This is a genomic window from Polaromonas sp., assembly GCF_029945895.1.
Lineage (GTDB): Bacteria > Pseudomonadota > Gammaproteobacteria > Burkholderiales > Burkholderiaceae_C > Polaromonas.
Genome location: NZ_JAQSDL010000085.1, coordinates 85,552 through 111,855 on the forward strand (window position 1 = coordinate 85,552; position 26,304 = coordinate 111,855).

The following is a 26,304-nucleotide window of genomic DNA, read 5'->3' on the forward strand; positions in this document are numbered from 1 at the left end:
TGAACTATGTGTTCATTTTTGCCAGCAAACTACATTTTACACACTGAGGGAATCATGAGGAAAAAGATCTGGATCAAGCGCATCGTCATCGGCATGGCCGTGCTGCTGGGCCTGGCCGGCGCGGCGGTGCTGGCGGGCGTGCAGCTCGCCGGGCAAAAGATGCAACGCAAGGTGGCCGTGACGGTGTCGCCCGTGGCCTGGGGCGAAGACGCACAGGCGCTGGGGCGCGGCAGATACCTGTATGCCTCGCGCGGCTGCGTGGACTGTCATGGCGCCAACGGCGCCGGCAAACTGTTTGTGGACGATGGCAAGGGCCTGCGTATTGGCGGCCCCAACATCAGCCCCGGACCAGGCAATGTGGTGGCGGGCTACAAGCCCGAAGACTGGGTGCGCAGCATCCGCCACGGCGTGGCTCCCGACGGACGCCCGCTGATGATCATGCCCAGCGAGGACTTCAATCGCTTCACCGACACCGACCTCGCCTCGCTGGTGGGCTACATCCGCAGTCTGCCGCCCGCCCCGGGTGGGGGCCCCATCCTGGAGCTGCCTGTGCCGGTGCGCGCCCTCTATGGATTCGGCGTGATCACGGACGCGGCGGCCAAAATCGACCACACACTGCCGCCGTCCGCCCCCGTTGAGGCCGGTGTCAACGTGCCTCACGGCGCCTATGTCGCCAATATGTGCATGGGCTGTCACGGGGAGAAACTCGCGGGCGGCAAGATTCCCGGCGGTCCGCCCGACTGGCCGGCGGCCGCCAACCTCACCCCGGGCGAAGGCTCGGTCATGGGCCAGTACCCCAACGCCACCGCGTTCAGCCGCATGTTCAAGAGCGGAAAACGCGCCGACGGAAGCGAGATCAAAGTCATGCCTTTTGGCTCGCTGCGGGAGATCAACGATACCGACATGCAGGCCCTGTACCTCTACCTGCAGTCCCTGGCGCCGCAGCCCAAGGGCTGAACGCCCCTCATCGACATTCAGGCGTCGAGCATTGCGCTGTAGACCAGTTGACGGAACAGCGGCCGGTAGTGGTCACGCTGGTTGGGTGCCTGAATCATCAGGATCGCATACAGGTCTTCGACCGGGTCCACAAAAAACGTGGTGCCGGCGATGCCGCCCCAGTAATACAGCCCCTTCGAGCCGGGCACGGACGCGATGCCGGTGGCGGTGCGCACGGCAAAGCCGAGGCCGAAGCCATACCCGGGTGGCAACACGTCACCCGTGACGGGAATGGTGCCCAGGTGATCGGCCGTCATGAAGTCCACGGTGCGTGGGCCCAGCAGGCGCACGCCGTCGAGTTCGCCCCGGTTGCGCATGAACTGGAGAAAACGCGCGTAATCCATGGTGGTGGACAGCAGGCCGCCGCCGCCGCTTTCCATGGCCGCCGCGCGGCGCGGCTCCAGCACGCGCATCGGCACACCGCCGTCCGGGTCGTGGGCAAAGGGTTCGGCGATACGCGCATGGTGGGCCGGGTCCACCGAGAAAGCGGTGTCGTGCATGCCCAGGGGAATGAAGATGTTGCTGCGCAGGTACGCACCCAGGGTCTGGCCGCTGAGCACCTCGACCAGCCGTCCCAGCACGTCCGTCGCGCGGCTGTACTCCCAGACGCTGCCGGGCGGGTACATCAGTGGCAAGCCGGCCAGCACTCTGGAAAACTCGGCATTGCTGCGTTCGCGCGAGCCGATCTGCAGCCTGGCGTACTGGCGCTGCACGTCGGCGTTTCCAAGAAATTCGTAGGTCAGCCCGGCGGTATGGCGCAACAGGTCCTGCACGGTGGCGGGCCGGTGAACATCGGCCAGCATTACCTGGCCGCCCTGCTCCACGGCCACCTTCTGGTTGGCAAATTCCGGCAGGTGCCTGGCCACCGGGTCACTGAGCAACAGCTTGCCCTGCTCCACAAGCATCATCACCGCGACCGACACCACGGGTTTGGTCATGGAGTAGATGCGGAAAATGGACTCGCGGGTCATCGGGCTGCCGGCCGCCGGGTCCTGCCGGCCCAGGCTTTCGAACAGGGCGACCTTGCCGCGGCGCGCCACCAGCGCCACCGCGCCGGGCAGGCGCCCGCAGTCGATGTCGGCCTGCAGCACGGTCAGCAGGCGCTGCAAACGCTCAGGACACAGGCCCACCGCGGCCGGTGCAGTGAAAGCCAGTTCAGTCATGGTTGCCCGCCTCACGCGCCGTAACGTTCACGCGCCAGCGCCGCACCCTCGGCCAGCGCCTGCAGTTTCTTCAGGGCCACCTCGCGGTCCATGGGCGCCAGGCCGCAGTTGGTGCAGGGCAGCAGGCGGTTTTTCGGCACGTATTTGAGGGCTTCGCCAATGGTGTCGGCAATCTGCTCGGGGGTTTCAATCTCGTCGCTCGCCACGTCGATCACGCCTACCATCACGTCCTTGCCCTCGAGGAGCGCCATCAGGTGCGGTGGCACATGCGAGTGGTAACACTCCAGGCTGACCTGCTGGATGCTGCTTTTGGCGAGGGCGGGAAACACCGCCTCGTACTGGCGCCATTCCTGGCCCAGCGTTTCCTTCCAGTCGGTGTTGGCCTTGATCCCGTAGCCGTAACAGATGTGAACCGCCGTGGTGCAGGTCAGACCCTGGGCGGCCCGCTCGAGCGCTTTCACGCCCCAGTCGGCGGCGTCTTTCATGTAGACATTGAAGGCCGGTTCGTCGAACTGGATGATGTCCACGCCGTCGGCCTGCAGCGCCAGTGCTTCCTGGTTCAGCAGCTCGGCAAACGCCATGGCCATCTTCACGCGGTCGCCATAAAACTGGTCGGCCACGGTGTCGACGATCGTCATCGGGCCGGGCAAGGTGAACTTGATTTTTCGGGTCGTGTGCGCGCGCAGCAGCTGCGCTTCGGCCGCATGCACACGCCCCTTGAGCTTGAGCGCCGACACGACCTGCGGCACCATGGCGTCGTAGCGGTTGTTGCGTATGCCCATCTTGACCTTGTGCTCGAAGTCGATGCCTTCGACCTGCTCGAGAAAGCCGTGCACGAAGTGCTGGCGCGACTGCTCGCCGTCACCGATCACATCGAGGCCGGCGTCCTCCTGCGCCTTGATCCACAGCAGCGTGGCGTCGGCCTTGGCCTGGGCCAGGTCGGCGCCCTCGGCCTTCCACTGCGGCCAGAGTTTGTGGGTTTCCGACAGCCAGGCGGGTTTGGGCAGGCTGCCGGCAATGGTGGCGCTGAAAAGGGGTCGTGTCATGAAAGGTCTCCTGTTGTTCTGTGCAAGTATTTTCTGAAATTTCAGGCTGCGGGAAACTGGGCCGCCAGCAATTCGTAGGAGCGGCGGCGTGCCACCGGGTCATGGGTCCAGGTGATGACCACCAGTTCCTCGACCTGCAGGGCGTCCGAGAGCGCATGCAGCTTGCCAGCGACCTGTCCGGCACTGCCGACCAGTGCGGTGCGACGCAGCCTGTCGGCCTCGGCCTGCTCAGCCGCACTGTAAGGCCGCCGCGCGACTTCCGACGGCGACTGCAGCGGCCCCAGCGCGCCCTTGTTGCGGTCGATTTTCCAGCGTTCGCGGCTGGAAAAAAGTTGCCAGGCTTCGGCCTCGGTATCGGCGGCCAGCGCCCACACACACAGCGCGGGCTGCGGTTCGGGATGTTGCGGGCTGGGACGGTACAGCTCGCGGTACAGGGCCAGCGCCTCTTCGGCCCCCTGGCCGTCGGTAATGAAGTACGCAAACGCGTAGGGCAGGCCGTAATGCGCCGCCAGTTGCGCGCCGTAATTCGAGCTGCCCAGCATCCACAGCGTGGGCGCGCCCGGGCCGGTCGGGTTGGCGGTCACGCCGCGTCCCGGGTGGCCTTCGGGCAGATCAACGCCGTTGACCCAGGCCTGGAGCTCGCGCACCTGGCGGGGAAAGTCATCGGCCGCATGACGCGCATTCGGGTTGAGCAGCTGCGCGGTGCGCCCGTCCGAGCCCGGCGCGCGCCCGACACCGAGGTCGATGCGGCCCGGGGCCAGCGCCTCCAGCACGCGGAACTGTTCGGCGACCTTGAGCGCCGAATAGTGCGGCAGCATCACGCCGGCGCTGCCGATGCGGATGCGCTGCGTGGTGGCGGCGATGGCGGCCATCAGCACCTCGGGCGCGCTGCCGACAATCGTCGGGTGGCTGTGGTGCTCGCTGACCCAGAAGCGCTCGTAGCCGAGGTCCTCGCAGTGCTGCGCCAGCGCCAGCGTTTCGCGGATGGAGGTATCTTCGCTGCGGCCGGTGACGGCAACGGACTGGTCGAGAACGGACAATCGGATCATGCATGAACTATAGCCAGCCTGCCGCAGCCGGACACGCGGCCTGGCAAAGGTCTGTTCCAATAGGGGGTTACCACCCGCCCCTCACCCAACCAGCAGACCTTCATGGCACTCAAAGCCACCATCTACAAAGCACAACTGGCCATTGCCGACATGGACCGCGGCGTCTATGCCGACCACAACGTCACGATCGCGCGCCACCCTTCCGAGGCCGACGAGCGCATGATGATCCGCCTGCTGGCCTACGCCCTGAACGTGACAGCCGACGACAACAAGGGCAAGCTGGAGTTCGCCAAGGACCTGTGGGATGTCGACGAGGCCGCCCTGTGGCACAAGGACTACACCGACCAGATCCTGCACTGGATCGACGTCGGCCAGCCCGACGACAAACGCCTGATGCGCGCCGCCGGACGTGCCGAACGTGTCACCGTCTACAGCTTCGCCAGCAGCACGCCAGTGTGGTGGAAAGCCATCGAAAGCAAGCTCACGCGCGCGGCCAACCTGGTGGTCTGGCAGATCGAGGCAGCGCAAAGTCAGGCGCTGGCCAAGCTCGCCAACCGCACCATCCAGCTTCAGGTGACGATCCAGGACGGCACGGTCTGGATGAGCACCGGCAGTGAGTCGGTCGAGATCACGCCGATCCGGCTCACGGCCGGCGGCTAGAGTTCACGTCGTCAGGACCCCTTGTCGGCCTGCTGCTGGTAAGGCGGCAACCGGGCGCCGCAGTTGAAGCAGAAATTCGCTTCCGCAGCATGCCCCTCGGTCAGGCACTCGTGGCAGGTGCGCGTGGTCGGCGTCTGAAACAGCTGGTGCCTCCGCTGCGCGGCCATTTCGGCGGTCACGATGCCGGTCGGCACCGCCAGGATGCCCCAGCCCATCAGCATCATGAAGGACGCAATCAGCCGGCCCAGGTCCGTCTTGGGCGTGATGTCGCCAAACCCCACCGTCGTCACCGTGCTGATCGCCCAGTAGACCGCGATCGGGATGCTGGTGAACCCGTTGCCCGGCCCTTCGACCACATACATCACCGTGCCCATGACCAGCACCACCATCAGCACCGCCGACAGGAACACCAGGATCTTGCGGCCGCTGGCGGCCAGGGCGCGCCCGAGAAACTGGTACTCGGCCACATAGGCGGCGAGCTTGAAGATACGGAACACCCGCAGCAGGCGCAGCACACGCACATCGATGAGTGCATGCAGCTCCGGGAAAAACAGCGCCAGGTAGGTCGGCAACACGGCGACCAGGTCGATGATGCCGAAGAAGCTGGTGGCGTACTGCAGCGGCCGGCGCACACACAGCAGGCGCGCGATGTATTCGGCGGTGAACAGCAGCGTGAAAATCCACTCCAGTGCGTTCAAGGCGTTGCCATACACCCGGTGCACCGACTGCACGCTGTCCGCCATCACCACGGCGACGCTGAGCAGGATGACGGCGATCAGGGCCTGGTCGAACAGGCGTCCGGCACGGGTGTCCGCTTCAAAAATGATGGTGTAAACGCGCAGCCGCCAGCCGGCGAGCGGCTTGTCGTGCGAGGAGTCAAAGGGGGGCAGTGAAGGTTTTTCCATGAGCGCAGGCAACGCATGTGCAGCGTTGCACCTGTTCCAAGTCCGGGAATCGAACCTTAACCGATGTAGCCGGGCGCCTGCGCAGCCCAGCAGCCAGACACCGCGTGCGCCTGCACCGGCCGGACCGGCTCCGGCGGCAGGCGCAGCCCGAATGCTCTGTTTTTGATAGCTGTCTGCGCTTTTCCAACAAGGGCTACAGCCACTTTTATCGTAAAACTCTCAGCGGGTCGGGCTTTCCGCCTCCTGCAGGGTGCGCCACATCACCTTGCCCGAGCCGCTCTTCGGCAGGGCGTCGACCAGCTGCACCACTCGCGGGTACTTGTAGGCCGCCATGTTCTCCTTGCACCAGTCGATGATGTCCGCCTCGCTGACCTGCCCCTTGTGGCTTTGCCGCAGCACCACCACGGCCTTGACGGTCTCGCCACGGTAGGCGTCCTTCGTGGAGATGATGCAGGCCTCCTGGATGGCCGGGTGCTTGAACATCAGCGCCTCCACCTCGGCCGGCCAGACCTTGAAGCCCGACGCGTTGATCATGCGTTTGAGCCGGTCGGTGATGAAGAAGTAGCCCTCTTCATCCACCCGGCCGAGGTCGCCCGAACGGAAGAAGCGCTTGCCGTCGATGTCAATAAACGCCGCCGCCGTGGCGTCGGGCCGCTTCCAGTAGCCTGAAAAATTCTGCGGCCCGCACATGATGATTTCGCCCTGCTCGCCCAGCGGCATTTCCTCCAGCGTCAAGGGGTCGATCACGCGGGCGTCGACATTGAGGAAAGGCACACCCAGGCACTGCTGCTTGGTGGCGTCGGGCGGGTTGCTGTGCGAGGGCGCAGCGGTTTCGGTCAGGCCGTAACCTTCGGCAAAACGCAGGCCGTACTGCTCCCACAGGCGCTGGGCCACGGCCTGCGGCATGGCCGCGCCGCCGCCGCCGATGTAGACCAGGCTGCTCAGGTCAAAGGCCGCAAAGTTCGGGCTGGCCAGCAGGTCGATCACCATGGTCGGGATGTTGGTCCAGTGTGTCACGCGCCATCTGGAGATCAGCCGGCCCGCCAGCTCGCGGTCCCAGCGCGGCATGATGACCAGCGTTGCGCCGCCGTAAATCGAGGCATGCATGACCGACACCATGCCGGTGATGTGGAACATGGGCACGACCGAAAGCACGGTGTTTTCCGGTGTGCTGTTGCCCCACAGGCTGCTGGCCACTGCGTTGTGCATGATGCTCGCATGCGTGTGCATGCAGCCCTTGGGCAGGCCCGTGGTGCCGCTGGTGTAGGGCAGCACCGCCAGGTCCTGCGACGCGGCCGTGTGGTCGGGCAGCCGGCCCTGCGCGCCCTGCGCCAGCGCCTCGGTCCAGGCCGTGACGCGGCAGTCGCCGGCCGCGGGCGCCGGGTGCTGCGTACCCAGCCACTCCTGCCAGGCTGGCGGCAAGGTCGCCGCCTCGGCCTGAAGGTCAAAGGCGTCGCTGTAATGGGTGACGATCAGATGCTGCAGCTGCTGCTCCGGCGGCAACTGGTCATTGGCCTTGACCAGCTCGGACGCCAGGTCCGCCGCGGTGATGGCGACCCGCGCGTCCGGGTCGGTGATGTAGTGCTTGAGCTCTTCCGCGCGGTTCATCGGGTTGACCGGCACCACCACGGCGTTGGCCCGCAGGATGGCAAAGTGGGCAATCACCCATTGCGGGCAGTTCTGCATGTCCAGCACCACCCGGTCGCCCTTTTTGACACCCATCTCGTGCAGTGTGGCGGCCAGGCGCTCGGCTTTTTCAAGCACCTCGGCATAGGTGAAGACACGCCCGAAAAACACCAGCGCTGCCTTGTCGGGGTAACGCAGCGCGCTGACCGCCAGGTTGTGCCACAGCGAAATGGCCGGTGCCGAGATGCGGTGCGGCAGGCGCCTGGGCCAGACCTTGTAATGCAGGTCATGGGGAGGGGGAGCTGGGTGGATCGCTGTCGGTGCAATGGTGGGGTGGTCGGACAAGTCAGGGCTCCAGTTTCACTTCAGGCGGGCCTCCAGCCTACCCCGGCTGCGCCGTCATTGCATCGGGGAAGCTCCGTATAAAAAGCTGTCGCCTCAGCGACCGCGCCTGACCGTGATGAGGCCTGAGACCTTTGCCCGAGGGGATCGCCAAAAAGCACAACAACAACAACAACAACAACAACAACAAAACGGAAACACCCTGTGACGTCCTCCTTCCTCTCCTGCCCTCGAATGACTTGTGGCGGCCCGGCCGCGCCGGCGAACGATGCGGCCGTACAGTCCGGTGCGTGGCCGCGCTCAAGCGACGCCCGGCGGCGACGGACGCCGCGCGCGTTTGCCGACATCCGGGCACAATCAGCAAATAGCCGGACGACAGTCGCTCTGTTTTTAATAGCAGTCTGCGCCCGCCTGTATGGGGCTGAGGCCCTGTTTCATTGAGTATTTCCAGTACCCACCCGGTATACGTCGAACGCCCGGGTGCTGTTTTCCCACCTGTATCCCATGCCGCCTGTCCTGTATCTCTTCGCCCTGTGCAACCTCGTCATCGGCAGTGGTGCGTTTGTGCTGGGCGGCATTCTGGTGCCACTCAGCGAGTCGCTCCACATCAGCCTGGCCGCGGCCGGCCAGGCGATGACGGCCTACGCAGTGTCCACCGCGCTGCTGGCGCCGGTGCTGATCATGGCCACCGCCCGCTGGCCGCGCAAACGCGTCGTGCAGCTGGCCCTGACCCTGTTTGCCGCTGGCTGCCTGGTGTGCGCGCTGTCGGGCAACCTCGCCATGCTGCTGCTGGGCCGGGTGCTGATGGGCGCGGGCGCCATGTTCTCGGCCGCGGCCTCAGCGCTGGCCGTGAGCCTGGTGGCGCCGGCACTGCGTGGCCGGGCCTTGTCCATCACTTTTCTGGGCATGAGCGTCAGTTACGCGGTGGGCGTGCCGGTCGGTGCCTGGCTCGGTTTTGAATACGGCTGGCGCGTGCCGGTCTGGCTCTCGGCCGGCGCCAGCCTGGCGGCTTTGGTGGCGGCCAGCTGGCTGCTGCCCGCCCATCTGGCTTCGGCCGGCGCCAATTTTTCCGGCTTTGGCGCGGCGGCGCGGCAGCCCGCCGTGCTGCGCACCTGGCTGCGCACCCTGCTTTATTTTGTGGCGATTTTCAGTGTGTTTGCCTACATTGGCCCGGTGCTGCAGGCGCTCAACAACATGAGCTCCACGCAGCTTTCCATCACGCTGGCGGTGTTCGGTCTGGCCGGCGTGGCCGGCACGCTGTCGGGCGGCTGGGCCAACGACCGCTTCGGCTCGCTGCCAACCATGCGCGTGCAACTGGCCGTGCTGGTGACCACCATGGCCTTGCTGCCGCTGACACGTGGCCACCTCTACGCCACCATGGCCACACTCATCGTCTGGGGCATCGCCGGCTTTGGCGTGATGGCGCCGCAGCAAAGCCGCCTGGCCGGCATGGCCCCGGCCCAGGCGCCGCTGCTGCTGAGCCTGAACGGCTCCATGCTGTATGTGGGCACGGCACTGGGCGCCGTCATCAGTGGCGCCTTGCTGGAGCAGGTTCACCTGTCGCAGCTCGGCTGGGTGGGCGTGCCCTTCGGCCTGCTGGCGCTGCTGACGCTGGCCTTTGAACCGGCGCATGTCCGGCCTGTGACCGCCCCCCCCGCAAACCCCGTCTGAGACAGCACGCCATGACCGCCAGCCCGACCGCCGCCCCCGCCCTGTCCCTGATCTACGTCGGCGACCCGATGTGCTCCTGGTGCTACGGATTCAGTGTGCCGCTGGGTCAGTTGCTCGAGCGATTCCCCGAGCTGCCGGTGCAGCTGGTGCTGGGCGGCCTGAGGGCCTACAACACGCAGGTGATGGACGCCGCTTTGAAGGACAAGCTGCGCCAGTCCTGGGCCGGTGTGGCGCAGCGTTCGGGCCAGCCGTTTTCACCGGCGCTGTTTGAGCGTGAGGATTTCATCTACGACACCGAGCCGGCCTGCCGCGCGGTCGTCACGGTACGCAACCACGCGCCTGCGCTGGCGCTGCGCATGTACCACGCGATCCAGCAGGCCTTTTATGCGCAGGGGCGCGATGTCACCAAGGCGGCAGTCCTCGGCGAAGTCTGGGACGAAGTGCATGGCCGAACCAAGGAGGCCTGGGGCCACATTGACTTTCTGCGCGACTTCGACAGCGACGCCATGCGCCAGCAGACGCGTGACGATTTCCTGCAGGCACAGCGCTGGGGCGTGCGCGGCTTCCCGACCCTGATCGTCGTGGGGGACGGCCAGGCGCAGATCCTGACGAATGGTTATGCCGGGGCCGATGTACTGGCGGAGCGACTGACGCAGCTCGTGGCCGGGCAAACACCGGAGCCCTGACGCGTCGACGCTGGGGCCAGCCCTTTCATTTGCAGGGCGCCTGCTGAAGCAGAGCCAGCGCGGTCAGTGCATCACGCAGTGGCAATACACAAAATGCTGCACCAGCCCGGAAGGCGTGTGATGGTCTTCCTTGACATGCTCAAGCAACTCGAACGCGCCGCCGAACTGGGCATGCAAGGCATCCGGCGCATAACGCACAACCGGCAAGCCGCTGCATTCGAGCGGCCCGTCGGGCGCGAACGCGGCCACGATGACATGTCCACCCGGCCGCACCGCGTGACGGACCTGCGCCACATAGGCCGCGCGATCCGCCGGATCGGTGAGGAAGTGAAAGACAGCCCGGTCATGCCAGATGTCGATGCTGGCCTTTTCCAGGCGGAGGGTGGTGATATCGCCTTCCATCCAGCGCACACGCGATGCCTGATCGGGCCCGAGGCGGCGCCGCGCCACCGCTAGCGCGGCCGCAGAAATATCGAGCACACCCACGTTTGTCATGCCCTGCGCCAGCAGGTCGTCCACCAGACTCGAGGCGCCGCCGCCAACATCCACAATGCGTGCCGACTTGTCCGCGGCCACGGCACGAATCATCTCCAGCGACAGGGTGGCGTGCGGCTGGTACCAGCTCACGGCCTCAGACGACCGCGTGCTGTAAACCTCGTCCCAATGTGATTTTGATTCCATGAAAGCCCTCCAAACGGTGCAATGATGAATCATAAAACCTTCATGAACACGCAGGCCATCTGTGAAAGAATTGTCCTCCATGACCGACCCCAACCCCGCTGTGCCTGCGTCGCCAACCGTGCCCGTTCGGTCGGGAAACGGCATGGAGGTGTTGCTGGCCTTTCTTCGGCTGGGGTTGACATCGTTCGGTGGACCGGTTGCGCATCTGGGCTACTTCCGCACCGAGTTTGTCGAGCGCCGCAAATGGCTGGACGACCGCAATTATTCGGACCTGGTGGCCTTGTGCCAGTTTTTGCCCGGTCCGGCGAGCAGCCAGGTGGGGATGGCGCTGGGCCTGGCACGCGCCGGCTGGGCCGGATCACTGGCGGCCTGGGTCGGCTTCACCTTGCCCTCGGCGCTGATGCTGATCCTGTTCGCCTACGGCATGGCGCAGTACAGCGCGCTTGCAGGCTCAGGCATCGTGCATGGGCTCAAGGTGGTCGCGGTGGCCGTGGTCGCCCAGGCGGTGTGGGGCATGGCCAAGTCCCTGTGCCCCGACAGGACCCGGGCCGGCCTGGCCATCCTGGCAGCCTTGCTCACTTTCGTGCTGCCTTCTGCGCTGGGCCAGGTCGGGGCCATCGTCACCTGCGGGCTGATCGGCCGATGGCTGCTGCAACTGCCGCCACAGCCGCCGGTCCAGCACCAGAACTACCCGGTCTCCCGGCGGGCCGGCGTGCTTGCCTTGACAATTTTTGGCCTGTTGCTGGTCGGGTTGCCCGTCTGGGCGGCCAGCACCGGCTCGCCCCTGCTGGCCCTGGTGGACGGTTTCTACCGGGCGGGTGCGCTGGTCTTCGGCGGGGGCCATGTGGTGCTGCCGCTGCTGCAGGCCACGGTGGTCCCTGGCGGCTTTGTCAGCAACCCTGACTTTCTGGCGGGTTACGGCGCGGCCCAGGCGGTGCCCGGCCCGCTGTTCACCTTTGCCGCCTTTCTGGGAGCAGTCATGACGGGTCCCCTCACCGGCTGGGCCGGCGGCCTGTTTTTTCTTGCCATCGTGTTTGTGCCCGCCTGGCTTCTGCTTGTGGGCGCACTGCCCTTCTGGGAAATGCTGCGCCAGCGCAGTGGCATTCAGAGCACCATGGCGGGCATCAACGCCGGTGTGGTCGGCATTCTGCTTGCCGCGTTGTACGACCCGGTCTGGACCAGCGCGATCCATTCGAAGGCGGACTTCGGTCTGGCACTGGCGGCCTTCGGCCTGCTGGTTTATGCCAAAGTTCCCCCGTTCTGGGTGGTGCTGCTCGCCGCCGTGGCCGGCTGGGCCATGGCGCTCTGACGCAGGCCAGGAGCCAGGCGGTGACCATACAGAGGTTTTCTGCAACCCCTCAACGTCATCGCAGACATCGTCGGCGGCCGGCCGCGCACGGAGGGACGAATCCCGGGCTTACCTAGACGTGGCGCTTTCCGGGGGCGGGCGCCGCGGCACCCGCGGTCTGTTGGTCGGCCAGCTGGTGTAGCGCCTCGATGATGTGGCAATGCGTGTCGCTGCCGTCGCAGCGCTTGCGCAAGGCGTGGAGGTCTTTTTCCAGCGCCTTCAGCTCCGTCAGGCGCGCGCGCACATGGCCCAGGTGTCCGTCCAGCGCCTCGCGTGCGGTCGCGCAGTCGGCCCGGTTGTTCAGGTCCAGGCCCAGCAGGGTGCGCACCTCGGCCAGCGACATGTCCATGGCCCGGCACAGGCGAATGAAACGCAGCTGGTGCACGTCGCCATCGCTATACAAACGATAGCTGTTGTCGCCCCGCCCATGCGGGCTGAGCAGGTTTTCTTTCTCATAAAACCGGATGTTCGCGGGGCTGACGCCGCTTTGGCGCGCGGCCTCGCCGATCTGGTAACCCCTGAGGGCGAAGGGACTTGACGCAGGCATCGCTTGACCTTGAAGTGACTTGAGGGTTTCCAATCATGCCATCAACCCGAAAACGCTGGAGAACCCCTCGATGTCTGCTCACTGCTGCGATCACGACCACAACGCCACCGCCGCCCGGGCCAACAGCCCGCGTTACCGGAAAATCCTCTGGATCGCGCTGGTCGTCAACTTCGCCATGTTTGCCATCGAAATCGGCGCCGGCTTCCAGTCCGGCTCGGTCTCGCTGCTGGCCGATGCGATCGACTTTTTCGGCGATGCCGCCAACTACGGCGTGAGCCTGGCGGTGTTGTCCCTGGGTCTGGCCTGGCGTGCCCGCGCGGCGCTGCTCAAGGCCGCCAGCATGCTGGCCTTCGGCGTGTTTGTGCTGGCGCGGGCCGGGTGGGTGGCCACCCAGGGCGGCGCGCCCGAGGCCTGGACCATGGGCGCGATCGGCCTGCTCGCCCTGGTCGCCAACGTGTCGGTCGCTGCCCTGCTGTATGCGTACCGGGAGGGTGACGCCAACATGCGCAGCGTCTGGCTGTGCTCACGCAACGACGCCATCGGCAACGTTGCCGTGATGCTGGCTGCGCTGGGTGTGTTCGGGACCAGGAGCGCCTGGCCGGATCTGGCCGTGGCCGCGGTCATGGGCGGTCTGGCCATCTGGGGCGGCGGGTCGGTAATGCTGCAGGCCAGGCGCGAGTTGCGGGCCGGGCGCCTGTCGCAAAAAACGGCATGAAGAGCCTCACGCCCGCGCAGCGCCGTCGGCTTTTTTGGGAGCTGATGCGTCGCTTCAGCACGGCCAGTGCTGCAGACCTCGCCGATCGCTGGGCCTGGCTCGAAGCCGCGCATGTGGTGGGGCAGCAGCAGTTTGCCCTGCACTGGGCCTCGCATACCGCGATGCTGCGCTTCGCGCTGCAAACCCGGGACTTCGGCGAGGCGGTGGGGCAGGTGCTGCGCCTGGCCCTGGTGCCGCCGGGCCATCTCCTGCAGCGCCTGCCCGATGGCAACACCGGTCGGGCCACTGTCAGCGCGTTGGCGCCCATGCCGGTTGATGCGCGTTTGAGCCGGCTGATCCGGCAGGCTGCTGCGGTGGCCGTGCCGCCTTCGCCGCCTTGCTTTTGAACTTTCCGCCTGCCGCCGTATCATCTATCTATGCGCCGTCCTCTGTTCATCGCCATGATCTTCCTGCTGCTTCTGCGCGGGATGGTGGGCGATGCCATGGCCACCGGCATGGCCGCCGGCCATCTGCAACCGCTTTCGCCCGCTACAAGCTTTGTAGCACCTCACGCCCACCCATCAAAGGCTGACGGTCATTTCGACCATGACATGGGGATGGAACCGGCAGCATCCATGACGCATCTGGCGACTCCTCCGGATTGCGCAGGCCACACCTCTGGCCAGGCGTCCGGCCCCATGACCCCGGAAGCCACCGGGCACTGCGACTCCTGCGCCGCCTGCCAGACCTGCCACACGGTCGCGCTGTCGCCGCTGACGATCAGCACCGCCTCCCTCCCCGTCCCCCCCGCGCTGCCGCACTCGCCAGCCGTCCGGTTTGCCAGCGCCGTCGCCGCGCTGGGCCAAAAACCACCCATTTCCTGACTTCCAGGCCCGTAGTGGGCCTGTACTTGCCATCCGGCACGGGCGAGCCCGCCCTTTTTGCCGGATCCGCGCGATTTTTTAATGTCGCCCCCGCTTGTCTGTCAGGAGATTTTTGTGACTTTCCGTATCCTTTTTTACCTGCTGCTCCTGCCGCTGGGCAGCGTCCATGCCGAAGGCGCATCGCCCCCAGAGGCCGCCGACCCGGCGGCGCCGGTGCCGGCGGTGCGCTACCGCTCCGTGTTTTCCGACCTGCCCACCGGCGTGGAAGCCGGGCGAGAGGACTGGAAAAAAGCCAATAACGAGGTTGGCCGCTTCACGCGCGGCCATGTCGACATCCTCAAGGCAGAGCAGCAGCGGGCCGCGCCACCGAGCCAGCCCACCGTGCCGGAAACAGCAAAACCTGCGGCGACCCATCCCCACAAACACTGAGCTGCACCATGTTTTCATTTCACAAATCTGCAATGGCCCTGCTGGCGGTCGCGACCCTGGCCGGCTGCGCCAGCCTGTCGCCCGACGGCAACCAGGCTGACATCAACACCCTGACTGCGGGCAAAACCGCGGGTATCAACGCCCCGGTCGGGCGCGGCGACAGCGCAGAAACCCGCGAAGCGGTGACGCAGCTGCTGGCTGAGCCCCTGAGCGCCGAGTCGGCCGTGCGTATTGCGCTGCTGAACAACCCCGGCATCCACGCCTCCATGGCCTCCTTGGGCATCAGCGATGCCGACCGTGTGCGCGCCGGCACCCTGCCAAATCCGCACTTTTCCATTGGCCGTTTTGTTGAAGGCAGCAAGGTGGAAATCGAACGCGGCATTGGCTTCAACGTCATCGGCCTGTTGACCCTGCCCTGGCGCGCCAAATACCAGAGCCAGCAGCACGAAGTGGCCAAGCTGCAGGCTGCGCAGGAGGTGGTCAAACTTGCCGCCGACACGCGCAAGGCCTGGATCAACGCCGTCGCCGCGCAGCAGACCGCCAGCTACATGAAAGACGCCAAGGAGGCGGCCGAAGCCAGCGGCGAGCTGGCGCGGCGCCTGGCGCGTGTGGGCAACTGGAGCAAGCTGAACCAGGCGCGCGAGCAGGCTTTTGTCGCCGACGCCGGCGCGCAGCTGGCACGCAGCCAGAACACGGCTTATGCCGCACGCGAAAAACTCACACGCCTGATGGGCCTGTGGGGCACGCAGACGCAGTTCACGCTGAGCGAACGCCTGCCGGACCTGCCCAAAACCCTGGCCGACATGCCGGACATCGAGGCTAGAGCCCTGCGCGATCGCCTCGACGTGCGCACCAGCGTGGCGCAGGCCGGCTACGTGGCCGGCAACATGGGCCTGACCCGCAGCACCGGCTTCATCAACGCCCTCGACGCGAAGTACTCACGCAACACCACGTTCGACAATGCAACCGGTGACAAGGAGATCAAGCGTGGCTGGGAGCTGGAACTGCCGCTGCCGATTTTCGACTGGGGCGGCGCCAGCAATGCGCGCGCGCAGGGCCAGTACATGCAGTCGGTGGCGCGCGTGCGCGAAACCGCCATCCAGGCCCGCTCCGAGGCGCGCGAAAGTTACCACAGCTGGCGCACCGCCCATGACCTGGCGCTGCACTACCGCGACGAGGTCGTGCCGCTGCGCAAGTTCATCAACAACGAGCTGCTGCTGCGTTACAACGGCATGCTCTCCAGCGTGTTCGAACTGCTCGCCGACACGCGTACATCCATCGCGGCCGTCAACGCCAGCATTGAAGCGCAGCGCGACTTCTGGCTGGCCGACACCGACCTTCAAACCACACTGACAGGGACCTCCGCCGGCATGGCGCCCCTGGCCGCCGGCGCTGCTACGGGCGGCAGCGACGCCAAAGGACACTGACATGAGCATCAACAACGAACGCAGACGATTTTTTGCCGGCGCCGCCGCTGCCACGGCAACCGCGGTGGCCGCCAGCGCGGTGAGCCGCGTCGCCATGGCGGCGCTGCCCGAACCCGTGCTTCAAACCAAACCGGACACCATGGCGCCGCTGGTGCCCAACACGGGCCGGCCCTACAACCCGGTGGTCACCCTCAATGGCTGGACCCTGCCCTGGCGCATGAACGCTGGCGTGAAGGAGTTTCACCTGGTGGCCGAGCCGGTGGTGCGCGAGATGGCGCCCGGTTTCAAGGCCAACATGTGGGGCTACAACGGGCAAAGCCCCGGCCCGACCATCGAGGTGGTGGAAGGCGACCGGGTGCGCATTTTTGTCACCAACAAGCTGCCCGAACACACCAGCGTGCACTGGCACGGCCAGCGCCTGCCCAACGGCATGGACGGCGTCTCTGGACTGACGCAACCGGCCATTCCGGTCGGCAAGACTTTTGTTTATGAGTTTGTTGCGCGGCGACCGGGCACCTTCATGTACCACCCGCATGCCGACGAGATGACGCAGATGGCCATGGGCATGATGGGTTTCTGGATCACGCACCCGAAGGCCAAACACCCGCTGATCGACGAGGTGGACCGTGACTTCGTGTTCCTGCTCAACGCCTACGACATCGACCCCGGCAGCATGACGCCCAAAATCATGACCATGACGGACTTCAACCTGTGGTCCTGGAACAGCCGGGTCTTTCCGGGTATCGACACGCTCAATGTGCGCAAGGGCGACAAGGTGCGCATACGCATGGGCAACCTGACCATGACCAACCACCCGATCCACCTGCACGGCCACGAGTTCCTGGTGACCGGAACCGATGGCGGCCCCACGCCGAAATCAACACGCTGGTACGAGGTGACCACCGACATTGCGGTGGGCCAGATGCGGCAGATCGAGTTTCTGGCCGACGAGGAAGGCGACTGGGCTTTCCATTGCCACAAGAGCCACCACACCATGAACGCCATGGGTCACGATGTGCCAACCATGATTGGCGTGGACCACCGCGGCCTGATCAAAAAACTGCAGAAGGCGGTGCCCGACTACATGGTCATGGGTGAACGCGGCATGGCCGATATGGGCGAGATGGAAATGGAAATTCCCGAAAACACCGCCCCCATGATGACCGGCACCGGCCCCTATGGCGGCGTGGAAATGGGCGGCATGTTCAGCATGCTCAAGGTGCGCAAGAGCCAGAAGCCCGGCGACTACCGGGACCCGGGCTGGTACAAGCAGCCGCCCGGCACGCAGGCCTACGAGTGGACCGGCGCCCTGCCCGACCCGGCGCGCCCGCGCGCGGGCAGCAAGGCCATGCCGGCGGCCGGCCCCGGCCCAGTGACTGAAGTGCAGATCCGCAAACCGACCGGCCATGCCGGGCACTGATTCAGGGAACAACATGCGCACCGAAATTACTCTGAAATTGATAGCTGCCTGCGCTTTACTGACGGGGGCTGGAGGCACATTTGGTCAACATGTGCACCCACCTTCATCCAACGCCAGTCCGTATGCGGGCGAACAAGCGCGTGAGATCAAGTCCCTCTCTCCTGAGCAGACCGCAGACCTGCTGGCCGGCAAAGGCATGGCATTGGCCAAGACCGCCGAGCTGAACGGCTACCCCGGGCCCATGCACACGCTGGAGCTGGCAACCCCACTTGAACTGAGCACGGAGCAGAAACAGGCCAGCGAAGCGCTGATGAAGCGCCACCAGGCCGAGGCCCGCGACCTGGGCGCGCAACTGGTGCAAGCCGAACGGGCGCTGGACCAGGCTTTTGCGTCGCGCCAGATCGATGCGGCCCGGCTGGCCGACCATACCGAACGCATTGGGCGGTTGCAGGCTTTGCTGCGCAAGTCGCACCTGGACACCCACCTGCAACAGGCCGCGCTGCTGAAGCCCGAGCAGATCGCCCGCTACGCCCAGTTGCGCGGCTACACCGGCGCTCCCGATACAGCCGTGCCAGCCGTCCCCCCCCTCCACAAACATTGACCAGAAAGAGACGCCTCATGAAAAAATACCATCGTGCCCTCACAGCCATGGTGCTGGCGGGTGCCACCACCTTGAGCCTGGCGCATGGCGACGATCCAAAAACGCACATGTCCGCGGCAGTCATCAAGGAACAGAAGGAATGGGGTATCGCGGGTGATGCCAAATCCGTGACCCGCACCGTGACCCTGACCATGGACGACAACATGCGTTTCACGCCCGACAAGCTGGACTTCAGGCAGGGCGAGACCGTGCGTTTTGTGATTCGCAACAAAGGCAAGCTGCTGCACGAGCTGGTCATCGGCACCAAGCAGGAGCTCGATGAACACGCCGCCATGATGCTGAAGTTTCCCGCCATGCAGCACGACGAGCCTTACATGGCCCACGTCGGTGCCGGCAAACGCGGCGGCCTGATCTGGACCTTCAACCGCCCCGGCGAATTTGACTTTGCCTGCCTGATCGCCGGCCACTACCAGGCCGGCATGGTCGGCAAGATCAGTGTCGCCGCGGCCTCCCGTTAAATTTCATTCAAGGAGAAATTCATGCAAAGAAGATTCTTTATTCAAACCGTCGTCAGCTTCGCCGGCACGACGCTGCTGGCGCCTGCCCTGATGGCGCAAACCCGGCCGCAGGTCGAAGTCTGGAAAGACCCCAACTGCGGTTGCTGCAAGGACTGGGTGGCCCACATGCAAGCCAACGGTTTTGACGTCAAGGTGCACGACAGCGGCAACAGCGCCGCCCGCAAGCGTCTGGGCGTGCCCGAGAAGCTCGGCTCCTGCCACACCGCGCTGGTCGGCGGCTATGCCATCGAAGGCCATGTGCCCGCCCGCGAGGTGCATCGTCTGCTGAAAGAACGCCCCGCCGCCCTCGGCCTGTCGGTGCCCGGCATGCCAGTCGGCTCACCCGGCATGGACGGCGCCATTTACGGCGACCGCAAAGACCCGTATGACGTGGTGCTTTTCAGCCGCAATGGCGGCAACCGCGTCTATCAAAGTTACAACCGCACCTGAACCGAAAGGATTTCCCATGAAACGTTTTACTACCCTCATCGCCACCCTGCTCACCTCGGCCGCCTTTGCGCAGGCTGCGCTGCCCACCACCGATGCCGAAGTCCGCAAGGTCGACAAGGATGCCGGCAAGATCACCCTCAAACACGGCGAAATCAAGAACCTGGACATGCCGGCCATGAGCATGGTGTTCCAGGTAAAAGACAAAGCCCTGCTCGACAAGGTCAAGGCCGGCGACAAGGTCAGCTTCACGGCGGACAAGGTCAACGGGGCCTACACTGTTCTGACCCTTGAGCCCAAATAAGTTGCCAAAGCAGGTTGTGTGATGCGTATCAGTCACAGTGGTGAGCGGCCTTGTCAAGAAGCCGACCTTCGCGCTTAAAATCCGCTGTGCCTTTCATCATGACTTCATCCGTCTCACTCCCATGACCTGGAACCGTCGCAAGCGCCTGTTCATCGTGCTTTTCGCACTGGTGAACGTGGTGTTCATGCAGCTCGCGATGGCCGCTTACGCTTGTCCGGGTGGTGGAACCACGGAGTCCAGGGTGAACCAGGCCGCCGCCCTGGCGGCCCACGCGGGCATGCCCTGCGCAGAGTCCTTGGCATTGACGATGGACGATGAGCAACCCAGCCTCTGCGCGGCCCACTGCAAGGCCGACCAGCAAACTGCCGACAAGTACCAGCTTCCCGCCCTTGCGTTGCTGGCCGCGGTAGCCAGCGACTATCCGGTGATCCGTCTGCTGGCCTTGACGCCGTCGGGTGTGCCCCTGCAAGCGCCCGTGCCGGCGCGCACCACTGCGCTGTCGGTGGCTGTGCGTCACTGCTGCTTCCGCCTTTAAAGCCTTCCGCTTCCTGGTTTTCGCCTGAGCACGTGGTGTGCTCCGGCTTGGGTCATGTCGTCGGAGGTTTCATGCTTGCATTTTTTGTGATTCATTGGGCGCGCCCGCTTCGGGAAGCGGCGCTGTCATCCGTGCTGGTACTTGCCGCACCGCTGCTGTGGGCCACCGGCGCGGCGCCCCCGCCACTGTCCCTGCGGGAAGCGCAGCAACTGGCCGTGCAGCACTCCCGGCAATTACAGGCCCAGGACGCGCTGTCCCGCTCCGCGCGCGACATGGCGGTGTCGGCTGGCCAGTTGCCCGATCCGGTGCTCAAGCTGGGCGTCGACAACCTGCCTCTCAGCGGGCCGGCGCAGCTGAGCCTGACGCAGGATTTCATGACCATGCGCCGCATCGGTCTCATGCAAGAGCTGCCGCGCGCGGAAAAACGCCAGCTCAAGGCCGAACGCTTCGAGCGCGATGCCGAGCGTGCCCAGGCGCAGCGACAGCAAGCCCTCGCCGGCATCCAGCGTGACACCGCCCTGGCATGGCTGGACCGTTATTACACGCTGGCCTTGCGCACACTGCTGCTGCAACAACTGGAAGAAACGCGACTGCAGGAGCAAGGCGCCCTCATTGCCTTCCGCGAGGGCAAAGGTGCGCAGGCCGATGTGTTTGCCGCACGCACCGCCCTGATCGAGATCGAAGACCGGCTCAGCCAGATGGACAGTCAAGCCAGAAATGCCGACCTGATGCTGATGCGCTGGACCGGCACCCAGACCACCCGTCCGCTCTTGGGAACACCGGACTGGCAGAACACCGTTCTGGAAGGCAAGTTGTCCAAAGAAGAACTCCGCCAGCATCCGCCGCTGGCGGTGCTGGCTTCGCAAGTGGATGCCGCAGAAACCGAACTCCGGCTGGCCCAGGCCAACACAAAGTCCGACTGGGCACTGGAAGCCACCTACCTGCAGCGCGGCCCGGCATACGCCAACATGGTTTCCCTCGGCGTTTCCATTCCCTTGCAGTGGGACCAGAAAAATCGCCAGAACCGCGACATTGCGGCCAGGCTGGCACAGCTCGATGAAGCCCGCGCCAATCAGGACGACGCCCTGCAATCGTACGAAGCCGAAGTGCGCACGCTGCTCAACGACTGGCAGACCAGCAAGGAGCGGGCCAGCCGCTACAGCCACCAGATGGTCCCCGCGGCCAGCCAGCGTTCGGCGGCAGCCCTGAGCAGCTACCGCGTCCGCAAGGGCGACCTGGACAGCGTGCTGGGAGCACGCCAGGCTGAAATCAACACCCGTCTCCAGGCCCTGACGCTGGAACGTGACACTGCCCGGTTATGGGCACGGCTCAACTATCTGAGGCCGGACACCGCCATCGACAGCAGCGCTGCCGTCACTACGCCCATAAACCCGAACGCCGCGAAAGCCGCGAAAGGCCAGCCATGACCACCAGAAAAACCCTCATCGCATCGCTGGCTATCGCATTGACCGTGCTGGCCGGTGGTTATGGCCTGTATGCGCTCGGCATGAAACGGGGCATGGCTGCACCTGGGCACACGGCCAGCGCTGCAGCTGATGCACCACCTCCCCTGCCTGCGGACCCGCAAAGCCTGGACGGCGAGCAGGCCACCCGCCGGCACATCGGCGCCGGCATTCAGGCGGGCGATATCGACCCGGCCAGTGGCCGCAAAGTCCTTTACTACCACGACCCCATGGTGCCGGGAAACCGCTTTGACAAACCCGCCAAGTCCCCCTTCATGGACATGATGCTGGTGCCCGTTTTTGCCGGCGGAGACAGCGATCAGGGCAAAGTCAGCGTGAGCCCCCGTATCCAGCAAAACCTGGGAGTACGCATCGCACCGGTGACAGAAGGCACGCTCTCGCCCGAACTGGCTGCGGTCGGCAGCATCGCCTTCAACGAACGCGACCAGGTCACGGTGCAGGCCCGCGCCACCGCGTATGTGGAACGCCTGCATGTGCGCGCCACGCTGGACAAGGTCACCCGCGGCCAGCCGCTGGCGGAGCTTCATGTTCCCGACTGGGTGGCCGCGCAGGAGGAATTCCTGGCGGTGCGCCGCATGCAGGGCTCCCAACTGACGGAGCTGGTTGATGGCGCGCGCCAGCGCATGCGCCAGGTCGGCATGAGTGAGGCGCAAATTGCCGTTGTGGAAACGAGCGGCCGACCCAGCGCGCGCATCACGCTGTTTGCGCCCATTGCAGGTGTGGTCACGGAGCTGGCGGCACGCGAGGGCATGGCAGTGATGGCGGGTGCGACGCTGTTCCGCATCAATGGCCTGTCCACCGTCTGGGCGAATGCCGAGGTTCCGGAGAGCCGGGCGGCCTTGCTGCGCCCAGGCGCAAAGGTGGAAGCCAGAAGCCCGGCCGTGCCGGGAGAAGTATTCAAAGGGAAGGTCCAGGCGCTCCTGCCGCAGGTCAGTGCGGACACCCGCACGCTCAAGGCCCGGCTGGAACTGGCCAACCCCGGCAACCGCCTGGTACCCGGCATGTTTGTGCAGATGCAGTTCATGGACACGCGTGCCGGCAAGGTCTTGCTGGTTCCCACCGAAGCGGTGATCCAGACCGGCCAGCGCAGCGTGGTCATGCTGGCAGAAAAGGAAGGCCGGTTCCGTCCGGTGGAAGTGGGAACAGGTATGGAAAGCGGCGGGCAAACCGAAATCACGCGCGGACTGCAGGCCGGCCAGCAGGTGGTGGTGTCGTCGCAGTTCCTGATCGATTCTGAAGCCAGCCTCAAAGGCGTGGAAGCCCGGCTCAATGACCCTGCCAGGGCCGCTGCCGCCAGCAGCGCGCCTCGTCATCAGGGGGAAGGCAACGTTGACGCGCTTGCACCGGATGCCGTGACCCTGACGCACGGCCCGATTGCTTCCCTGAAATGGGGAGCCATGACGATGGAATTCAAACCGCCACAGGCGGGAGCTCCGCGTAACGTGAAGCCAGGCGACCGCGTGGCGTTCGAGTTCTACATGGATGACGAAGGCATGGCGCAATTGACGGGAATCAGCCCGCTGGCTACACCGGCAGCACGGAGCAAACCATGATTGCCGGCCTGATCCGCTGGTCCATCGTCAACCGCTTCCTGGTCCTGCTGGCCACGCTGATCATCAGCGCCTGGGGCGTGTACGCTGTGCTGAAAACGCCGCTGGACGCACTCCCCGACCTGTCCGATGTGCAGGTGATCATCCGCACCAGCTACCCCGGCCAGGCACCGCGCATTGTGGAAAACCAGGTCACCTACCCGCTGACGACCACCATGCTCTCGGTGCCGGGAGCCAAAACGGTACGCGGCTACTCCTTCTTCGGTGACTCCTTTGTCTATGTGCTGTTTGAGGACGGTACAGACCTCTACTGGGCGCGTTCGCGCGTCCTGGAGTACCTGAACCAGGTGCAGTCGCGCCTGCCGGCCGGCGCCAAAACCTCGCTCGGCCCCGATGCAACCGGTGTCGGCTGGATCTACCAGTACGCCCTGGTCGACCGCAGCGGCACGCAGGACGCCTCGCAGCTGCGCGCGCTGCAGGACTGGTTCCTGAAATACGAACTCAAGACAGTGCCCAACGTGGCCGAGGTCGCCTCGGTAGGCGGCATGGTGCGGCAATACCAGATCGTGCTGGACCCGGACAAGTTGGCGGCCTACCGTCTGCCGCACACGCGGGTGCTGGAGGCCATGCAGAAGGCCAACCAGGAAAGTGGCGGCTCGGTGCTGGAACTCGGGGAAGCCGAATACATGGTGCGCGCTTCAGGCTATTTGCAGACGCTGGACGATTTCCGCAAGGTGCCGCTGATGACCACCGAGGCGGGCATCTCAGTCAGGCTGGGTGACGTGGCGCGCATCCAGCTGGGTCCCGAGATGCGGCGCGGCATTGGCGAGCTGGACGGCGAAGGCGAGGCGACCGGCGGCGTGATCGTGATGCGTTCCGGCAAGAATGCGCTGGAAACCATCGCAGCGGTCAAGGCCAAGCTGCAGCAGCTCCAGACGAGCCTGCCCCGGGGCGTTGAAATTGTTCCTGTCTACGACCGTTCAGGCCTGATCGAACGGGCCATCGACAACCTGGGCTTCAAACTGCTGGAAGAGTTTGCCGTGGTGGCCCTGGTCTGCCTGGTCTTCCTGTTCCACCTGCGTTCGGCGCTGGTGGCCATTGTCTCGCTGCCGCTGGGCATTCTCGCGGCCTTCATCGTCATGCACTACCAGGGCGTCAACGCCAACATCATGTCCCTGGGCGGTATTGCAATTGCCATCGGGGCCATGGTCGATGCGGCGGTGGTGATGATAGAAAACGCGCACCGGCACCTGGAGCAATGGACGCACGACCATCCTGACGGCAGGCTTGCCGGGGATGCGCGCTGGAAGGTGATTGGCGACTCTGCGGCAGAAGTCGGGCCCGCCCTGTTTTTCTCGCTACTCATCATCACGCTGTCCTTCATCCCGGTGTTCACACTGGAAGCACAGGAGGGGCGGCTGTTCTCGCCGCTGGCATTTACCAAGACCTACGCGATGGCGGCTGCAGCCGGCCTGTCCGTGACCCTGATTCCGGTGCTGATGGGCTACCTGATCCGCGGCCACATCCCGGGTGAAAAGGCCAATCCGCTGAACCGCCTGCTGATCAGGCTTTATGAGCCGCTGCTCGACCTTGTGCTGCGCTGGCCCAAACTCACCCTCGGTGCCGCGGCGCTGCTGCTGGGACTGAGTCTGTGGCCGCTGCAACACATAGGCGGCGAATTCATGCCGCGACTGGACGAGGGCGACCTGCTCTACATGCCGTCGGCACTGCCGGGCCTGTCCGCAGGCAAGGCGGCCGAGCTGCTGCAGCAGACCGACCGCCTGATCAAGACCGTGCCCGAGGTGCTCAGCGTCTATGGCAAGGCCGGGCGTGCAGAGACCGCCACCGACCCGGCGCCCATGGAAATGTTTGAAACCACCATCCAGTTCAAGCCGCGCGGCGAGTGGCGCCCGGGCATGACGCAGGACAAGCTCGTTGAGGAACTGGACCGCATTGTGAAGGTGCCGGGGCTGGCCAATATCTGGGTTCCCCCCATCCGCAACCGCATTGACATGCTGGCCACCGGCATCAAAAGCCCGGTGGGGGTGAAGGTCGCTGGCGCCGACCTGGCCACCATCGACCGGGCAACCGGCGAGATCGAGCGGATCCTGAAAGGCGTTCCCGGGGTGAGCAGCGCACTGGCCGAGCGGCTCACCGGTGGACGCTATGTCGATGTCAACATCCGGCGCGACGATGCCGCCCGCTACGGCATGAACGTCGCCGACGTGCAATCGGTCATCTCGACGGCCGTGGGCGGCGAAAACCTGGGTGGAAGCGGTGGCGAGGTGGTGTTGGGGCTGCAGCGCTTTCCGATCAATGTGCGCTATCCGCGTGAAATCCGCGACTCCCTGGAAAAGCTGCGCAGCCTGCCCATCGTCAATGAACGCGGCGCGCGGCTGGTGCTCTCCGATGTGGCCGATATTCGCATCACCGACGGGCCACCCATGCTGCGCAGCGAAAACGCGCGGCTGTCGGGATGGGTTTATGTGGACATTCGCGGCCGCGACCTCCGCTCGGCGGTCAGGGACATGCAGGCGGCCGTGGCAGCGCAGGTTTCTTTGCCGCCGGGCTACTCGATTTCGTGGTCCGGGCAGTTCGAATTCCTGGAGCGGGCAACTGCACGCCTGCAGGTGGTCGTTCCCTTCACGCTGTTGATCATCTTTGTGCTTCTGTACCTGACCTTCAGGCGCTTTGACGATGCCTTCCTGATCATGACCACCCTGCCCTTTGCACTGATAGGCGGCATCTGGCTGCTTTATCTGCTGGACTACAACCTGTCGGTGGCCGGCGCGGTGGGTTTTATCGCGCTGGCGGGCGTTTCGGCAGAGTTCGGCGTCATCATGCTGCTCTACCTGAAACAGGCCTGGGACAGGCGCACGGCAGAAGGGAACACTTCCACCAGCGATCTGGTCGAAGCGATCCACGAGGGCGCGGTGCTCAGGGTACGGCCCAAGGCCATGACCGTGGCGGTGATTCTGGGCGGCCTGTTTCCCATCATGTGGGGAGCAGGGACGGGTTCGGAGGTCATGCAGCGCATCGCCGCACCCATGGTAGGCGGGATGATCACCGCTCCCCTGCTGTCCATGTTTGTCCTGCCGGCCGCGTATCTGCTGATCCGGCGCAGGCACTGTACAGCCGAAAGCCGGCCGGCTGCCGGATGAGGGTCGCTGGCCGCGGTGCAAGGCGGCAGGGCGGCAGGGCGGCGTTAGCGCCGCAATGGCACCGGGCTTGATCTAACGCAAGCGGCCGGGC

The 26,304-nt window shown here is 65.2% G+C and carries 26 protein-coding genes; 19 read left to right on the forward strand and 7 right to left on the reverse strand.

Annotation, left to right across the window (positions count from 1 at the left end):
• The first annotated feature begins 54 nt into the window (after nt 1–54).
• Entirely contained in the window at nt 55–957 is a 903-nt protein-coding gene (locus PSV33_RS11920; RefSeq protein WP_300562032.1) for a cytochrome c, read from the forward strand.
• Nucleotides 958–974: 17 nt separating this feature from the next.
• On the opposite strand, the gene PSV33_RS11925 is transcribed toward PSV33_RS11920, so the two are convergent.
• The 3 genes from PSV33_RS11925 to PSV33_RS11935 are packed head-to-tail and all read right to left on the reverse strand — an operon-like array spanning nt 975 to nt 4,251.
• The gene (locus PSV33_RS11925) at nt 975–2,159 is read right to left on the reverse strand and encodes a serine hydrolase (RefSeq protein WP_300562034.1); all 1,185 of its coding nucleotides are present in this window, start codon (nt 2,157–2,159) and stop codon (nt 975–977) included.
• Nucleotides 2,160–2,170: 11 nt separating this feature from the next.
• The gene (locus PSV33_RS11930) at nt 2,171–3,205 is read right to left on the reverse strand and encodes a methionine synthase (RefSeq protein WP_300562036.1); all 1,035 of its coding nucleotides are present in this window, start codon (nt 3,203–3,205) and stop codon (nt 2,171–2,173) included.
• Nucleotides 3,206–3,246: 41 nt separating this feature from the next.
• Entirely contained in the window at nt 3,247–4,251 is a 1,005-nt protein-coding gene (locus PSV33_RS11935; protein WP_300562166.1) for an LLM class flavin-dependent oxidoreductase, read from the reverse strand.
• 105 nt (nt 4,252–4,356) lie between these two features.
• Between PSV33_RS11935 and PSV33_RS11940 the strand changes: the two genes are divergently transcribed.
• The gene (locus PSV33_RS11940) at nt 4,357–4,914 is read left to right on the forward strand and encodes a YaeQ family protein (protein ID WP_300562038.1); all 558 of its coding nucleotides are present in this window, start codon (nt 4,357–4,359) and stop codon (nt 4,912–4,914) included.
• A gap of 11 nt (nt 4,915–4,925) precedes the next feature.
• Here PSV33_RS11940 and PSV33_RS11945 read toward each other — a convergent pair whose 3' ends face one another.
• Both PSV33_RS11945 and PSV33_RS11950 read right to left on the reverse strand, forming a co-directional pair.
• Nucleotides 4,926–5,819, reverse strand: a complete 894-nt coding sequence (locus tag PSV33_RS11945; protein WP_300562040.1) for an ion transporter — start codon at nt 5,817–5,819, stop codon at nt 4,926–4,928.
• Between the two features lie 219 nt (nt 5,820–6,038).
• The gene (locus PSV33_RS11950; RefSeq protein WP_300562169.1) at nt 6,039–7,730 is read right to left on the reverse strand and encodes a long-chain fatty acid--CoA ligase; all 1,692 of its coding nucleotides are present in this window, start codon (nt 7,728–7,730) and stop codon (nt 6,039–6,041) included.
• Between the two features lie 561 nt (nt 7,731–8,291).
• On the opposite strand from PSV33_RS11950, the gene PSV33_RS11955 reads away from it, so the two are divergent.
• Entirely contained in the window at nt 8,292–9,458 is a 1,167-nt protein-coding gene (locus tag PSV33_RS11955) for an MFS transporter (RefSeq protein WP_300562042.1), read from the forward strand.
• A gap of 11 nt (nt 9,459–9,469) precedes the next feature.
• A complete protein-coding gene (locus tag PSV33_RS11960; RefSeq protein WP_300562045.1) occupies nt 9,470–10,144 on the forward strand; it encodes a DsbA family protein in 675 nt (224 codons plus the stop codon).
• A gap of 63 nt (nt 10,145–10,207) precedes the next feature.
• Here PSV33_RS11960 and PSV33_RS11965 read toward each other — a convergent pair whose 3' ends face one another.
• Nucleotides 10,208–10,825: a class I SAM-dependent methyltransferase gene (locus PSV33_RS11965; protein ID WP_300562046.1), complete on the reverse strand. Its 618-nt coding sequence runs from the start codon at nt 10,823–10,825 to the stop codon at nt 10,208–10,210.
• A 142-nt stretch (nt 10,826–10,967) separates the two neighbouring features.
• Between PSV33_RS11965 and chrA the strand changes: the two genes are divergently transcribed.
• Complete coding sequence (gene chrA, locus PSV33_RS11970; protein WP_300562172.1) at nt 10,968–12,134, forward strand: chromate efflux transporter; 1,167 nt, start codon at nt 10,968–10,970, stop codon at nt 12,132–12,134.
• Nucleotides 12,135–12,246: 112 nt separating this feature from the next.
• On the opposite strand, the gene PSV33_RS11975 is transcribed toward chrA, so the two are convergent.
• The gene (locus PSV33_RS11975; RefSeq protein ID WP_300562047.1) at nt 12,247–12,720 is read right to left on the reverse strand and encodes a Cd(II)/Pb(II)-responsive transcriptional regulator; all 474 of its coding nucleotides are present in this window, start codon (nt 12,718–12,720) and stop codon (nt 12,247–12,249) included.
• A gap of 70 nt (nt 12,721–12,790) precedes the next feature.
• On the opposite strand from PSV33_RS11975, the gene PSV33_RS11980 reads away from it, so the two are divergent.
• The 14 genes from PSV33_RS11980 to PSV33_RS12045 all read left to right on the forward strand — a co-directional run bounded on the left by PSV33_RS11980 (nt 12,791) and on the right by PSV33_RS12045 (nt 26,213).
• A complete protein-coding gene (locus tag PSV33_RS11980; RefSeq protein WP_300562175.1) occupies nt 12,791–13,435 on the forward strand; it encodes a cation transporter in 645 nt (214 codons plus the stop codon).
• Entirely contained in the window at nt 13,432–13,821 is a 390-nt protein-coding gene (locus PSV33_RS11985) for a DUF3703 domain-containing protein (RefSeq protein ID WP_300562049.1), read from the forward strand. Before PSV33_RS11980 ends, PSV33_RS11985 begins: the two co-directional genes overlap by 4 nt.
• Nucleotides 13,822–13,851: 30 nt before the next feature.
• Nucleotides 13,852–14,298: a hypothetical protein gene (locus PSV33_RS11990; RefSeq protein WP_300562051.1), complete on the forward strand. Its 447-nt coding sequence runs from the start codon at nt 13,852–13,854 to the stop codon at nt 14,296–14,298.
• Between the two features lie 114 nt (nt 14,299–14,412).
• Nucleotides 14,413–14,727, forward strand: a complete 315-nt coding sequence (locus tag PSV33_RS11995; protein ID WP_300562053.1) for a hypothetical protein — start codon at nt 14,413–14,415, stop codon at nt 14,725–14,727.
• A gap of 8 nt (nt 14,728–14,735) precedes the next feature.
• Nucleotides 14,736–16,154, forward strand: a complete 1,419-nt coding sequence (locus tag PSV33_RS12000) for a TolC family protein (protein WP_300562055.1) — start codon at nt 14,736–14,738, stop codon at nt 16,152–16,154.
• Between the two features lies 1 nt (nt 16,155).
• Nucleotides 16,156–17,574: a copper oxidase gene (locus PSV33_RS12005; RefSeq protein WP_300562057.1), complete on the forward strand. Its 1,419-nt coding sequence runs from the start codon at nt 16,156–16,158 to the stop codon at nt 17,572–17,574.
• A gap of 91 nt (nt 17,575–17,665) precedes the next feature.
• Nucleotides 17,666–18,175 carry a periplasmic heavy metal sensor gene (locus PSV33_RS12010; RefSeq protein ID WP_300562059.1) on the forward strand — a complete coding sequence of 170 codons (510 nt, stop codon included), beginning with the start codon at nt 17,666–17,668 and terminating at the stop codon, nt 18,173–18,175.
• Between the two features lie 17 nt (nt 18,176–18,192).
• On the forward strand, nt 18,193–18,693 hold the full coding sequence (locus tag PSV33_RS12015; protein ID WP_300562062.1) for a cupredoxin family protein: 501 nt from the start codon (nt 18,193–18,195) through the stop codon (nt 18,691–18,693).
• 90 nt (nt 18,694–18,783) lie between these two features.
• Nucleotides 18,784–19,182: a DUF411 domain-containing protein gene (locus PSV33_RS12020; protein WP_300562177.1), complete on the forward strand. Its 399-nt coding sequence runs from the start codon at nt 18,784–18,786 to the stop codon at nt 19,180–19,182.
• A gap of 16 nt (nt 19,183–19,198) precedes the next feature.
• Entirely contained in the window at nt 19,199–19,483 is a 285-nt protein-coding gene (locus PSV33_RS12025; protein ID WP_300562065.1) for a copper-binding protein, read from the forward strand.
• Between the two features lie 121 nt (nt 19,484–19,604).
• Nucleotides 19,605–20,018 (forward strand): hypothetical protein, encoded by a 414-nt coding sequence (locus PSV33_RS12030; RefSeq protein ID WP_300562067.1) that lies wholly within the window; start codon nt 19,605–19,607, stop codon nt 20,016–20,018.
• A gap of 71 nt (nt 20,019–20,089) precedes the next feature.
• The gene (locus PSV33_RS12035; RefSeq protein ID WP_300562069.1) at nt 20,090–21,445 is read left to right on the forward strand and encodes a TolC family protein; all 1,356 of its coding nucleotides are present in this window, start codon (nt 20,090–20,092) and stop codon (nt 21,443–21,445) included.
• Nucleotides 21,442–23,055: an efflux RND transporter periplasmic adaptor subunit gene (locus tag PSV33_RS12040; RefSeq protein WP_300562070.1), complete on the forward strand. Its 1,614-nt coding sequence runs from the start codon at nt 21,442–21,444 to the stop codon at nt 23,053–23,055. Before PSV33_RS12035 ends, PSV33_RS12040 begins: the two co-directional genes overlap by 4 nt.
• Nucleotides 23,052–26,213 (forward strand): efflux RND transporter permease subunit, encoded by a 3,162-nt coding sequence (locus PSV33_RS12045; protein ID WP_300562072.1) that lies wholly within the window; start codon nt 23,052–23,054, stop codon nt 26,211–26,213. Before PSV33_RS12040 ends, PSV33_RS12045 begins: the two co-directional genes overlap by 4 nt.
• Nucleotides 26,214–26,304: the final 91 nt, after the last annotated feature.

Excerpts from the sequence above, each read along its gene's own strand:
- PSV33_RS11945 (WP_300562040.1), bottom strand. The coding sequence starts at position 5,819 with ATGGAAAAACCTTCACTGCCCCCCTTTGACTCCTCGCACGACAAGCCG.
- PSV33_RS12000 (WP_300562055.1), top strand. The coding sequence starts at position 14,736 with ATGTTTTCATTTCACAAATCTGCAATGGCCCTGCTGGCGGTCGCGACC.
- PSV33_RS11940 (WP_300562038.1), top strand. The coding sequence starts at position 4,357 with ATGGCACTCAAAGCCACCATCTACAAAGCACAACTGGCCATTGCCGAC.
- PSV33_RS12025 (WP_300562065.1), top strand. The coding sequence starts at position 19,199 with ATGAAACGTTTTACTACCCTCATCGCCACCCTGCTCACCTCGGCCGCC.
- PSV33_RS11980 (WP_300562175.1), top strand. The coding sequence starts at position 12,791 with ATGTCTGCTCACTGCTGCGATCACGACCACAACGCCACCGCCGCCCGG.
- PSV33_RS11975 (WP_300562047.1), bottom strand. The coding sequence starts at position 12,720 with ATGCCTGCGTCAAGTCCCTTCGCCCTCAGGGGTTACCAGATCGGCGAG.
- PSV33_RS12015 (WP_300562062.1), top strand. The coding sequence starts at position 18,193 with ATGAAAAAATACCATCGTGCCCTCACAGCCATGGTGCTGGCGGGTGCC.
- PSV33_RS11920 (WP_300562032.1), top strand. The coding sequence starts at position 55 with ATGAGGAAAAAGATCTGGATCAAGCGCATCGTCATCGGCATGGCCGTG.
- PSV33_RS11930 (WP_300562036.1), bottom strand. The coding sequence starts at position 3,205 with ATGACACGACCCCTTTTCAGCGCCACCATTGCCGGCAGCCTGCCCAAA.
- PSV33_RS12035 (WP_300562069.1), top strand. The coding sequence starts at position 20,090 with ATGCTTGCATTTTTTGTGATTCATTGGGCGCGCCCGCTTCGGGAAGCG.
- PSV33_RS11990 (WP_300562051.1), top strand. The coding sequence starts at position 13,852 with ATGCGCCGTCCTCTGTTCATCGCCATGATCTTCCTGCTGCTTCTGCGC.
- PSV33_RS11985 (WP_300562049.1), top strand. The coding sequence starts at position 13,432 with ATGAAGAGCCTCACGCCCGCGCAGCGCCGTCGGCTTTTTTGGGAGCTG.
- PSV33_RS11925 (WP_300562034.1), bottom strand. The coding sequence starts at position 2,159 with ATGACTGAACTGGCTTTCACTGCACCGGCCGCGGTGGGCCTGTGTCCT.
- PSV33_RS11960 (WP_300562045.1), top strand. The coding sequence starts at position 9,470 with ATGACCGCCAGCCCGACCGCCGCCCCCGCCCTGTCCCTGATCTACGTC.
- PSV33_RS11955 (WP_300562042.1), top strand. The coding sequence starts at position 8,292 with ATGCCGCCTGTCCTGTATCTCTTCGCCCTGTGCAACCTCGTCATCGGC.
- chrA (WP_300562172.1), top strand. The coding sequence starts at position 10,968 with ATGGAGGTGTTGCTGGCCTTTCTTCGGCTGGGGTTGACATCGTTCGGT.
- PSV33_RS12020 (WP_300562177.1), top strand. The coding sequence starts at position 18,784 with ATGGCGCAAACCCGGCCGCAGGTCGAAGTCTGGAAAGACCCCAACTGC.
- PSV33_RS12030 (WP_300562067.1), top strand. The coding sequence starts at position 19,605 with ATGACCTGGAACCGTCGCAAGCGCCTGTTCATCGTGCTTTTCGCACTG.
- PSV33_RS12040 (WP_300562070.1), top strand. The coding sequence starts at position 21,442 with ATGACCACCAGAAAAACCCTCATCGCATCGCTGGCTATCGCATTGACC.
- PSV33_RS12045 (WP_300562072.1), top strand. The coding sequence starts at position 23,052 with ATGATTGCCGGCCTGATCCGCTGGTCCATCGTCAACCGCTTCCTGGTC.
- PSV33_RS12005 (WP_300562057.1), top strand. The coding sequence starts at position 16,156 with ATGAGCATCAACAACGAACGCAGACGATTTTTTGCCGGCGCCGCCGCT.
- PSV33_RS11965 (WP_300562046.1), bottom strand. The coding sequence starts at position 10,825 with ATGGAATCAAAATCACATTGGGACGAGGTTTACAGCACGCGGTCGTCT.